We start from the raw sequence: 11,002 nt of genomic DNA on the forward strand, positions 1-11,002 counted from the left end.
GCGCCCGTGACGCGGCTCGAGGCGTGGTCGGTCGATGGCATCGGCGAGATCCAGCCCGGCGACGACCTCGCGCGCATCGTCGGCGACGCGATCGCGCCCCACGCGCCCGCCGACGGCGACGTCGTGGTGGTGACGAGCAAGGTCGTCTCGAAGGCGGAGGGCCGTGTGCGGCACGCGGCCGATCGCGAGCAGGCGATCACCGACGAGACGGTGCGGGTCGTCGCGAGCCGTGCGCACGCGGGCGGGGTGACGCGCATCGTGCAGGATCGCAACGGCTTCGTGATGGCGGCGGCGGGCGTCGATGCGTCGAACACGCCGGACGGCACCATCCTGCTGCTGCCGCTCGACCCCGACGCGTCGGCGCTCGCGATCGCCTCGGCGCTGCGCGAGCGGTTCGGCGTCGCGGTGGGGGTGATCGTGACCGACACGTTCGGCAGGCCGTGGCGCGCGGGGCAGACCGACGTCGCGATCGGCGCCGCGGGCGTGCGCGTCATCGAGCCGCTCGCCGGCAGCGTCGACACGCACGGGCGCCCGCTGGTCGTGAGCGCCGCTGCCGTCGCCGACGAGATCGCGTCGACCGCCGAGCTCGTCGCGGGCAAGACGAGCGGGCGTCCCGTCTCGATCGTGCGGGGCCTCGGCAGGCATGTGACGGGACTCGACGAGCCAGGCGCGAGGCGGCTCGTGCGCGATGCCGACAGCGACATGTTCCGACTCGGCTCGGCGGAGGCGCACGCCGAGGGCTTCGCAGCCGGCCTCGCCGCCCGCCATGGCGACGCGGGTCCGCACGTCGGGGAGAGCCCCGGGCGCGCACAGCCCGCCATGCCAGACTGAGCGGCCCAGGGGGTGTGATGACCGAGCTCGCAGAGGCCGTCGAGGGTGCCGTCGGCACCGTGATCGACGGCAAGCCCGACGAGATCCGCACCGTGCTGACGGTCCTGCTCTCGGAGGGGCACATCCTCCTCGAGGACGTCCCCGGCGTCGGCAAGACGCAGCTCGCGAGGGCGTTCGCCGCGGCGATCGGCGGCAGCGTGCACCGCATCCAGTTCACGCCCGACCTGCTGCCGAGCGACATCACGGGCGTGTCGATCTACGACCAGCGCGAGGGACGCTTCGAGTTCACGCCGGGCCCCGTGTTCTCGAACATCGTCATCGCCGACGAGATCAACCGTGCGAGCCCGAAGACGCAGTCGGCGCTGCTGGAGTGCATGGAGGAGGGGCAGGTGACCGTCGACGGCGTCACGCATCGCCTGCCTCGTCCGTTCATGGTCATCGCGACGCAGAACCCGATCGACATGGACGGCACCTACGCGCTGCCGGAGGCGCAGCGCGACCGCTTCATGGTGCGGCTGCAGCTCGGCTACCCGGACGCCGCAGCAGAGCTGCGCATGGTGCAGGCCCGCAAGACGCACACGCCGCTCACCGACCTGCGCACCGTCGTCTCTGCAGACGAGTTCCAGTGCGAGATCGACGCGGCGCACGCCGTGCGTGCGCATGAGCTCGTCGAGCAGTACGCCGTGCGCATCGTGCGCACGACGCGCGAGCAGCAGGTCGTGCGCATCGGCGCGAGCCCGCGGGCGACGCTGCAGCTGCTGCGCGCCGCGAAGTCGCGCGCGCACCTCGAGGGGCGCGACTGGCTGTCGCCTGACGACGTGAAGCTGCTCGCCCGCCGTGTGCTGCCGCACCGCATCCTGCTGCACGATCAGGCGGCCACGGTCGACGACGCACTGCAGGTCGTCGACCGCGTGCTCGACACGACGCCGGCTCCCCGGGCTCGGTGATGCGGCTGCGGCTCACGGTGCGCGGCCTCGCGCTCGTGTGCGCCGCTACCGTGCTCGGCGTCGTCGCCTACTGGTCGCTGCAGGCCGCGCTCATCGTGCCCGCGGTGCTCGCAGGCGGCGTCGTCGTGGCCGGTCTCGTGCTGCTCGTCGTCGCGCGCGCCGGCACCGAGGTGACGTGGTCGCCGCCTGCCGTGACGGTCGAGGGCGCCGACCTCGACGTGCCCGTGCGGCTGCCGGAGGCGTACGCGGACGGCTGGTGGCGGCCGCAGACGTCGCTGGATCCCGTGACGTTCTCCTGGGATCGGCTCGACGGCGCCGACGCGCACCTGCGCGTCTACGCGCCGCATCGCGGCGTGCACCGCCTCGGCCCCATCCGCGTGCGCCGGCGCGACCCGCTGGGTGCGTGGCTGTCGACGAGACGGCTCACGACGCTCGGCGAGCTCGTCGTCGGCCCTCGCACGACGCCGCTGCCCGCGGCCGCGGTGCTGGGCCACGGCATCGACGCGTCGTCGAGCAGGGTCGGGCAGGGCGACCTCGTCGACCAGATCGTGCGCGACTATCGCGCAGGCGACCCGATGCGGCGCATCCACTGGCGGCAGACCGCCAGGCACGGCAGCCTCATGGTGCGCCAGGAGCAGCCGCCCGCGACGCCGAGGGTCGTGATCGTGCTCGACACGCTCGCGACCGGCTGGCGCGACGACGACGAGTTCGACGAGGGCGTGCGCGCATTCGCCTCGCTGTGCCTCGCCGTCGCCGCGCAGGGGCTGCAGATCGAGGTGCTCGAGACGGGCGCCGCGCAGCTCGACGAGGATCGCATCCACGGCCGCACGACGCTGCTCGACGCGTGCGCGCGGCTCGAGACGACGCACCTCGTGGGCGCGCGCCGCATGGAGCGAGGCCCGGCGATCGTCGTCGCGGGCCTCGGCAGCCCGCAGCTGCAGCGGCTCGTGCCGGACCTCGCACCCGGCTCGACCGTCTGGTCGGTCACCGACGACGCACGCACCGTGCCGAGGCAGGTGCGCCACATGCGATGGTCGGCGGGGCACCCGTTCGAGGCGCGGAGGTCGCGATGACGCTCGCGCCGACGACGCATCCCACGATGGAGCCCGCCGTCGAGCCGCGCACCGAGCAGCCCGCGTCCGGGCGGCGCGCACGCTCGGCAGCGGTGTGGCTGCGCGGGCTCCTCGTGGCCGTCGCCGTGCCGGCGTCGCTCGTGCCGTGGACGTCGACGATCGACGGCGGATGGCCGGCGATCGCCGTCGCGTTCGCCGTCGTGCTCGCGCTCGTCACGGTGCTCGCTCGGCTGCTGGGCGCTCGGCTCGTCGCGACGCTGCCGGCGCTCGTCGTCGCCGTGCTGTGGCTCACGGCCGCGACGGCACCCGGTGAGGCCCTGCTGGGCGTCGTGCCCACGCGGGCGTCGATCGCCGAGTCGGGTGCCGTGCTGCTCGACGGCCTCATGCAGGTGCTGTACGCGCCGGCCGTGCCCTTCGAGGGGTCGCCGGAGGTCGTGGCGCTCATCCTCGTCGCCGTGCTGCTGCTCGTGCTGCTCGTCGACGCGCTGCTCGCGCTCGGCGCGCCCGCGCTCGCCGCGGCCCCGCTCATCGCCCCCGCGTTCCTGCCGATGGCGTTCCGCGTCGAGGTGCAGGTGTCGTCGCTGCTGCCCGTCGCCGCCGCGATGGTCGCGGTGCTCGTGCTGGGGCAGGCGGGTCGCATCCGGCGGCGCGCGGTCGTGGCGGGCGCCGTCGTGGGCGTCGCCGCGCTGCTGGCACCCGCCGTGCTGCCCGCGCCGCGCGACGTGGACATCGCGTGGCCGAGCTGGCTGCAGGGGACGGGGGGAGGGTCGGGCGCCGCGTCGGGGCCGCCGCAGCTGTCGACGGGCATCGACCTGGGGGCCGACCTGCAGCGCGGCGCACCCGTGCGCATCTTCGACTACGTGCCCAGCGACGGCCTGCCCACGCTCACGCGGCTCACGGCGCTGCAGGGCATCGGCGACGACGGGTTCGTCGAGACGCGCGGCGAGCTGACGCCGTCGTTCGGCGACCTCGGTGGCGTGGGGCCCGGGGAGCCCATCTCGACGCGGTTCACGCTCGGGCGCGCGTTCATCGGCAACGTGCCCATCCCGGTGCAGGCGACGTCGACGGGCGACTTCTCGGGCACGTGGCGCTGGGATCCCGCGTCGCAGTCGATCGGCTTCACCGACCCCGACCGCCTCGTGTCGCTCGCCGACCAGACGTACGAGGTCGCGAGCGTGCGACCGACGCCGATCCCCGACGGGGAGTCGCCGACGGCGACGGGTGCGCAGGATGCGCTCGAGGTGCCCGCCGACGCCGCCTACTTCGCCGATCTCGCCGCCGACGTCGTCGACGAGGATGCGCCGCCGCTCGAGCGTGCGCAGCAGCTGGCCGACTTCATGACCGACGACTCGTGGTCGTACTCCGAGCGGGTGCCGCTCGACGGGTTCGGCACGACGGAGGGCGGGCAGTGGGGAGCCCTGGAGTCGTTCATGGAGGCCCGCTCGGGCTACTGCGTGCACTACGCGTCGTCGATGGCGATCATGGCGCGCGCCGCCGACATCCCGGCGCGGGTGTCGATCGGCTTCCTGCCCGGCACCGACGACGACGCCGACGGCACGTACTCGGTGACGACGAACGACATGCACGCGTGGGCCGAGCTGTGGTTCGACGGCTACGGCTGGGTGCCGTTCGACACGACGCCGGGGATCGCGGCGGGCGGCACGGTCGCGTCGGCGGACGACGACGACGAGACGGGTGCGACGGAGCAGCCGGAGCTGCCGACGCCCACGCCTCCTGCGCCGAGCGCGCCGACGTCGGCTGCGCCGTCCGCGTCCCCGTCGGCCGACCCTGGCGCGGAGCCGACCCCGACGGTCGGGTCGGACTCGCTCGGCGAGCAGCAGGGCGACGGCGTGGGGGCGCTGCGGGTGCTGCTGCCTGCGCTGGCGCTGCTGCTGCTCGTGGTCGCGCCGGCGTCGGTGCGTGCCGTGCTGCGGCGCCGTCGCATCGCCGAGGGCGCGGGCGGTGCGCTGTGGGAGGTGCAGGCGACGCTCGCGGATGCCGGTCGTCGCGTGCCGACGTCGCGGACGCCCGGCGAGATCGCGGCGGCCGTCGCGGCGCTGCCGCTGCGCGAGCGCGAGCGTGCCGCGCTGCACCGACTGCGCGACGCTGCCGAGCGGGAGCGGTTCGCGGGCGAGGCGTCGACGACGCACGCGGACGATGCACGGGCGGTGATCGCGGGCATCCGCCGCACGATCCCGGCACGCGAGCTGCTGCTGCGCACGCTCGTGCCGCCGAGCCTGCTGCGCGTGTGGCGTGCGCCGAGCGTCGAGCACGAGGATGCCGTGCGCTGACGCCTCGACCAGAGCGGCCGGGGCGCCGACGCGTCGGGCACGATGTGACGCTGAGCGGCGGCTCGAGGGAGCATGTCCCTCGGCACCCCGCTGCGCGTCATCGCGTGCGTCAGGGCAGCGCGACCGTCACGGCCGGTCTGCCCGTGAGCGGGTCGGGCCCGACGTGCGCGCGCACGTCGTAGACGGCCGCGATCCGGTCGGCGGTCAGCACCTGCGTCACGGGCCCCGCCGCGGCGAGGCGCCCGTCGGCGAGCAGCGCGACGTGATCCGCCCACCCTGCGAGCGTGAGGTCGTGCAGCGCGGCGACGACCGTGACGCCGTCGTCGGCGAGCGCACGCAGCAGCGCGACCGTCTCGAGCGAGGCGCGCACGTCGAGGTGGTTCGTGGGCTCGTCGAGCACGAGGATGCGCGGCTGCTGCGCGAGCGCCGCCGCGAGTCGCACGCGTTGCCGCTCGCCGCCCGACAGCGACGCGAACGACCGCGCCGCCCACGCGGCCGCGCCCGCGCGCGCCAGCGCGTCCTCCGCCACGACGCGGTCCTCGCGGCTCGTCGCGCCCAGCAGCCCCTGATGCGGCATGCGGCCGAGCATCGCCACCTCGAGGCACGTGAGCGCGAGCTCGCTCGCCGCCTCCTGCTCGACGACGGCGATGCGGCGCGCGCGCTCGCGCCGACCGAGGGAGCGCAGGCTCGCGCCGTCGAGCAGCACGTCGCCGACCGTGGGGGTCTCGACGCCCGTCAGCTGCCGCAGGAGCGTGGACTTGCCCGAGCCGTTCGGGCCGACGAGGGCCGTGAGGCCCGTGGAGGGCACGACGAGGTCGATGCCGTGCAGGATGCGGGTGCCGTCGATGTCGACGACGAGCCCGCGCGTCTCGAGCGTCATGCCGACGACCGCCGCTGCCGCAGCAGGATCGCGGCGAACGCGGGGGCGCCGACGAGGGCCGTGACGATGCCGACGGGCAGCTCGCGCGGCTCGAACGCCGTGCGGGCGATCGTGTCGGCGACGAGCAGCACGATGCCACCGGCGAGCGCCGACAGCGGCAGCAGCGCCCGATGCCCCGGCCCCGTCAGCAGCCGCACCGCGTGGGGGACGATGAGCCCGACGAAGCCGATCGCGCCGGAGACCGACACGAGGATGCCCGTGAGCAGCGCCGTCGCCGCCAGCAGCAGCAGTCGCGTGCGGCCGGGGTGGATGCCGAGCGACGCGGCGTGCCGGTCGCCGAACGCGAACGCGTCGAGCCTGCGCGCCATGAGCACGATGGGGACGACGATCGCGACGAGCCCCGCCCACGTCAGCCACACCGCATCCCACCTGGCGGCGGCGAGGGTGCCCATGAGCCAGCCGAGGATCTCGCGGTAGGAGTCGCCCGTGACGACCCAGAAGATCACGAGGCTCGTCACGGCGCCGAGCATCGACGACACGGCCAGGCCGGCGAGCACCGTGCGCGTCGGCGTCACCTGGCCGATCGCGCTCGCGAGCCCGACGGTGAGGGCGAGGGCGAGCGCGGCGCCGCCGAACGCCGCGACGGGCAGCGGGATGGCGATGCCGAGCAGCAGCGCGCACACCGCCCCGAGCGACGCCCCGCTCGACAGACCCAGCAGGTACGGGTCGGCGAGCGGGTTGCGGGTCACCGACTGCATGACGGCGCCGCAGACCGCGAGCCCCGCCCCGACCGCGATCGCGACGAGCACACGTGGCACGCGCCGCTGCCACACGATGCCGTCCTCGATGGGGGAGAGCACGGGCTGGCCGATGCCGACGTGGGCGCCGATCGTCGCCCACACGTCGGCGAACGACAGGTCGGCCGCGCCGAGCACGACGGCGAGGGTCGCGAGGATGGGGGTGGCGACGGCGAGCGCGATCGCGCCGATCGCGACGCGCCTGCCCCTCGTGCTCGCCTCCACCTGCAGATCCCGCCGTCGTGCCCGCGCCCGGTCTACAGCGCGATCTCGGAGACCTGCAGCGCCACCGACTGGGCAGCCTCCGCCGTGCGCACGCCCGCCTCGGACGCCGCGAACGGCACGACGACGTAGCGGTGCTGCTGCACGGCCGTCAGCTGCGACAGCGTCGGGTCGGCCTCGAGGTACTCGATCTTGTGCGCTGCCGTGTTCCAGTCGCTGTCGACGATCACGAGCACGTCGGGGTCGGCGGCGAGCACCGACTCCCAGCCGTACGGCGACCACCCGCCCTCGAGGTCGCTCGCGATGTTCGTGAGTCCCGCGGTGTCGAGGATGAGCTCGGGCGCACCCTGGCCCGCGCCCACGTACGGCGTCTCGGTGCCCGACGACCACCACAGCGCCGTGAGGTCGCGGTCGTCGGCGCGGACGTCGTCGAGCATCGCCTGCTGGTCGGCGAGCACGCCCGAGGCGTCGACGTCGAAGATGTCGGCGAGCTGCTCGACCTCGTCGGCGATCGCGTCGAACGTGACCTCGGTGGGGGCGTCGGCGCTCATGCACGCGGTCGGCCACACGTACGTGTCGACGCCGAGCTCGGCGAGCTCGTCGCGCGTGCCGACCGCGTCGGCGGCGAAGGCCGACTCCCAGCCGGAGAAGATGAGGTCGGGCTCGAGGGCCAGCACCGACTCGGCACCCGGCATCCGCTCGTCGATGACGGGCAGCGGCTCGTCGACCTCGAGGCCTGCGGGCAGCGGGCCGTCCTGGAACGCCGTGCCGACGATGCGGTCGGCGAGCCCCAGGGCCACGAGGGCCTCGGTCGTCGACGACTTGATCGTCACGACCCGCTCGGGGACGGCGTCGAACGCGGCGTCGAAGCCGCAGTTCGACACCGAGACGCCGCTCGCGGCGTCGTCGGATGCCGACGGCGGGGGCGAGGATGCCGAGGTGCCAGACGTGGAGGCGCACCCCGCGAGGGCGAGGACGAGGACGACGGCGGTGAGGGAGCGGCGCATCGGGAGACCTTCCGGGCATGCTGGCGCGAACGTGGTGACGGGTTCGCGCGCGGTGATAGTGCCCGGCGCATCCTCAAGCCTAGCCGCGCATCCGCCGCCGTCCGACACCGGCGTGCACCGCGACCGTGACGTTCGTCACGGTGGGATCGTGACGGCGCGGCATCGTGCCCGACGGCGCCGGTGGCGAGGCTGGAGCCATGCACGAGACACCAGCACGCCAGCACCCCGCGGTGCGTCTGACGGGGGTCACCCGCCGCTTCGGCTCGACGACCGCCGTCGATGCCCTCGACCTCGAGATCGAGCAGGGCAGCGTCGTCGCGCTGCTGGGCCCCAACGGGGCTGGCAAGTCGACGACGACCGAGATGATGCTCGGTCTGCAGCAGCCCGACGCCGGCTCGGCGACGGTGCTCGGCCGCTCGCCGGTCGACGCCGTGCGCAGCGGACTCGTCGGCGCGATGCTGCAGTCGGGCGCGCTGCTCGACGACGTCGACGTGCGCACGCTGCTGCGACTCATGCGCGGCCTCCACGTGCATCCGCTCTCCATCGCCGCCGTCGTCGAGGCCGCCGACCTGTCGGACGTGCTGCGGTCGCCCGTCGCGAAGCTCTCCGGTGGCCAGGCGCAGCGCGTGCGGCTCGCGCTCGCGCTGCTGCCCGACCCGAGCCTGCTGCTGCTCGACGAGCCGACCGTGGGGCTCGACGTCGAGGCCCGGCGCGCGTTCTGGGCGACGATGCGCCGCCTGGCCGAGTCGGGTCGCACGATCGTCTTCGCCACCCACTACCTCGACGAGGCCGACGCGATCGCCGACCGCGTCGTCGTGCTCGCTGCCGGCCGCGTCGTCGCCGACGGCACGGGCGAGGAGATCCGCAGGTCGGCCGGCGGGCGATCCGTGACCTTCCGCCCCGCGACCGACGCGTGGCGCGCGCTGCCAGGCATCGCCGACGTCGTCGAGCGCGACGGCATCGTGACGCTGCGCGCTCGCGACTCGGACGCCGTGCTGCGGGCGCTGCTCGCCGATGGCGCGAGCGACGTGGAGGTCGCGAGCGCGCGCCTCGAGGACGTCTTCGTCGAGCTGACCTCCCGCGACGCCAGTCGGCGCTGAGCCGCGCATCGCATCCACCGCACGCACGCACATCACCGTCAGGAGCACCCCATGAGCGCCACCACCGCCACGACCCCGTCGTTCGCAGCCAGGCCCCCAGCGCCCGCCCGGCGCGACGTGACCGTCTTCTACGTCGGCCAGGCGACGCTGCAGCTGGCCCGCAACGTCTTCTTCCTCGTGTTCACGATCGCGTTCCCGCTCGTGATGTTCCTGCTGTTCTCGCAGCTGTTCGGGCAGCAGCGGGTCGGCGAGACGAACGTCGCCGCGCTCATGATGGTCGCGCTCGGCTCCTACGGCGCCTTCGGCGCCGCGATCAACGGCGGTGCGCTGCTGCAGGTCGAACGGCGCACCGGATGGTTCCGGCAGCTGCAGCTCACGGCGCTCACGCCAGCCGGGTTCGTCGTCGGCAAGGTCGTCGCGGCGATGCTCGCGGTGCTGCCCGCCCTCGCCGTCGTGTACGTCGCAGGCGCGCTCACGGGCGTCGTCGCCGACGCCGGCTCCCTGATCGCGTCCGCGGGGATCGTGTGGCTCGCGATGACCCCCATGGTGCTGCTGGGGGTCGCGGTCGCGCTGGGGGTGAGGATCGAGGCCGTGCAGGCGGTGCTCACCGTCGTCATGATGCTCCTCGCGCTCGCCGGCGGCATGATCTTCCCCTCGCAGCTGTTCCCCGAGTGGCTCGTCGCGATCGGCCAGTGGCTGCCGACGCACTGGATCGTGCAGCTGGGCCAGTGGCCCATCGTCGGCGGCGAGCTGCCGTGGGTCGGCGTCGCGGTGCTCGTCGGGTGCCTCGCTATCCTCGGGCTCGTGACGGTCCTCGGCTTCCGACGTGCGGTGCGCACGTCGCGCCGGTGAGCGCCGTGGCCGAGCAGCCCGCCGCACGCCGGTCGTCCGCGTCGGCGATCTGGCAGCGCATGGTCGCGGGTGGCGTCTACTACATGCTGCCGAACCTGTTCTTCCTGGCCTTCGCGTTCATGCCGTTCGTCGTCGGCGACGGCACGGCGGCCGGGCTCGCCGCGACCGCCGCGGCCGTCGCGCTGGTCGCGGTCGTCTACGTCGGCTCCTCGTACGCCGTCGCCTGGCCCGTGGCGGGTCGCGCCGCGTGGCTCGCGCTCGTCGCCGCGTCGCTGCTGACGCTCGTGCCGTCGCTCGGCATCGACGTGCTCAACTTCACGATCTACCCCGCGATGGCTGCGGCGGTGCTGCTGCCGGTGCGCGCCGCGATCCCCGTCGTCGTCGTCGGCGCGGGCGCCGCGGCGCTCGCCTCGGGCCTCGTCGGCGCGTTCACGCCGATGCTGCTGTCGCTGTTCGCGCTCGTCGGCGGCGTCGCGCTGTCGCTCGCCCTCGTGATCTTCGACCGCAGCGCGAGGCTGCGAGAGGCGGAGCAGCGGGTCGCGACGCTCGCGGTCGCCGCGGAGCGTGCGCGCATCGGCCGCGACCTGCACGACATCCTCGGGCATTCGCTCACGGCGATCGCCGTGAAGACCCAGCTGGCGGCGAGGCTCGTGGAGCGCGACCCCGCGAGGGTGCAGCAGGAGCTCGGCGAGGTCGAGGCCATCGCGCGTCAGGCGCTCGCCGACGTGCGCGCGACCTCGAGCGGCATGCAGGAGGTGCGGGTCGCGACCGAGGTCGCGAGCGCGCGCTCCGTGCTGCTCGCCGCCGGTGTGCAGCCGACGACGCCGAGCGCGATGCCGAGCGTCGACGACGCCACGGCGACGCTCTTCGGCTACGTCGTGCGCGAGGCGGTGACGAACGTCGTGCGGCATGCGCGCGCGTCGTCGTGCACGATCGTCGTCGACGAGGATGCCGTGACGGTCGCCGACGACGGCGTCGGCGGGGCGGAGCGCGGGGGAGGGT

The 11,002-nt window shown here is 74.5% G+C and carries 10 protein-coding genes; 7 read left to right on the forward strand and 3 right to left on the reverse strand.

The window, feature by feature from the left end; translation table 11 throughout:
• Positions 1-6 precede the first annotated feature (6 nt).
• The 4 genes from cofE to ACZ6H8_RS16135 are packed head-to-tail and all read left to right on the forward strand — an operon-like array spanning position 7 to position 5,142.
• Positions 7-831 carry a coenzyme F420-0:L-glutamate ligase gene (cofE, locus tag ACZ6H8_RS16120; protein WP_464147964.1) on the forward strand — a complete coding sequence of 275 codons (825 nt, stop codon included), beginning with the start codon at positions 7-9 and terminating at the stop codon, positions 829-831.
• 17 nt (positions 832-848) lie between these two features.
• A complete protein-coding gene (locus ACZ6H8_RS16125; protein ID WP_464147965.1) occupies positions 849-1,778 on the forward strand; it encodes an AAA family ATPase in 930 nt (309 codons plus the stop codon).
• A complete protein-coding gene (locus ACZ6H8_RS16130) occupies positions 1,778-2,851 on the forward strand; it encodes a DUF58 domain-containing protein (RefSeq protein WP_464147966.1) in 1,074 nt (357 codons plus the stop codon). The genes ACZ6H8_RS16125 and ACZ6H8_RS16130 overlap by 1 nt, the downstream gene beginning before the upstream one ends.
• Positions 2,848-5,142: a DUF4129 domain-containing transglutaminase family protein gene (locus ACZ6H8_RS16135; protein WP_464147967.1), complete on the forward strand. Its 2,295-nt coding sequence runs from the start codon at positions 2,848-2,850 to the stop codon at positions 5,140-5,142. Before ACZ6H8_RS16130 ends, ACZ6H8_RS16135 begins: the two co-directional genes overlap by 4 nt.
• A 109-nt stretch (positions 5,143-5,251) precedes the next feature.
• Here the strand turns inward: ACZ6H8_RS16135 and ACZ6H8_RS16140 are convergent, their stop codons facing one another.
• Genes ACZ6H8_RS16140 through ACZ6H8_RS16150 form a run of 3 tightly spaced genes read right to left on the reverse strand, consistent with a single transcriptional unit; the run spans position 5,252 to position 8,048 of the window.
• Complete coding sequence (locus tag ACZ6H8_RS16140) at positions 5,252-6,022, reverse strand: ABC transporter ATP-binding protein (RefSeq protein WP_464147968.1); 771 nt, start codon at positions 6,020-6,022, stop codon at positions 5,252-5,254.
• Positions 6,019-7,044 (reverse strand): putative F420-0 ABC transporter permease subunit, encoded by a 1,026-nt coding sequence (locus ACZ6H8_RS16145; protein ID WP_464147969.1) that lies wholly within the window; start codon positions 7,042-7,044, stop codon positions 6,019-6,021. Before ACZ6H8_RS16145 ends, ACZ6H8_RS16140 begins: the two co-directional genes overlap by 4 nt.
• Before the next feature lie 32 nt (positions 7,045-7,076).
• A complete protein-coding gene (locus ACZ6H8_RS16150; protein ID WP_464147970.1) occupies positions 7,077-8,048 on the reverse strand; it encodes an ABC transporter substrate-binding protein in 972 nt (323 codons plus the stop codon).
• A 197-nt stretch (positions 8,049-8,245) separates the two neighbouring features.
• Between ACZ6H8_RS16150 and ACZ6H8_RS16155 the strand changes: the two genes are divergently transcribed.
• The 3 genes from ACZ6H8_RS16155 to ACZ6H8_RS16165 form a co-directional block, all read left to right on the forward strand.
• Positions 8,246-9,148, forward strand: coding sequence for an ABC transporter ATP-binding protein (locus ACZ6H8_RS16155; protein WP_464147971.1), 903 nt, complete (start codon positions 8,246-8,248; stop codon positions 9,146-9,148).
• 51 nt (positions 9,149-9,199) lie between these two features.
• On the forward strand, positions 9,200-10,000 hold the full coding sequence (locus ACZ6H8_RS16160; protein ID WP_464147973.1) for an ABC transporter permease: 801 nt from the start codon (positions 9,200-9,202) through the stop codon (positions 9,998-10,000).
• A gap of 5 nt (positions 10,001-10,005) precedes the next feature.
• Positions 10,006-11,002 (forward strand): sensor histidine kinase (locus tag ACZ6H8_RS16165; RefSeq protein ID WP_464147974.1); only part of this gene is annotated, 997 nt, incomplete at its 3' end.

It is taken from the genome of Agrococcus sp. AC640b (assembly GCF_979255995.1).

Coding starts and splice junctions, on each gene's coding strand:
- ACZ6H8_RS16125 (WP_464147965.1), top strand. CDS start 849: ATGACCGAGCTCGCAGAGGCCGTCGAGGGTGCCGTCGGCACCGTGATC.
- ACZ6H8_RS16130 (WP_464147966.1), top strand. CDS start 1,778: ATGCGGCTGCGGCTCACGGTGCGCGGCCTCGCGCTCGTGTGCGCCGCT.
- ACZ6H8_RS16135 (WP_464147967.1), top strand. CDS start 2,848: ATGACGCTCGCGCCGACGACGCATCCCACGATGGAGCCCGCCGTCGAG.
- ACZ6H8_RS16140 (WP_464147968.1), bottom strand. CDS start 6,022: ATGACGCTCGAGACGCGCGGGCTCGTCGTCGACATCGACGGCACCCGC.
- ACZ6H8_RS16150 (WP_464147970.1), bottom strand. CDS start 8,048: ATGCGCCGCTCCCTCACCGCCGTCGTCCTCGTCCTCGCCCTCGCGGGG.
- ACZ6H8_RS16155 (WP_464147971.1), top strand. CDS start 8,246: ATGCACGAGACACCAGCACGCCAGCACCCCGCGGTGCGTCTGACGGGG.
- ACZ6H8_RS16160 (WP_464147973.1), top strand. CDS start 9,200: ATGAGCGCCACCACCGCCACGACCCCGTCGTTCGCAGCCAGGCCCCCA.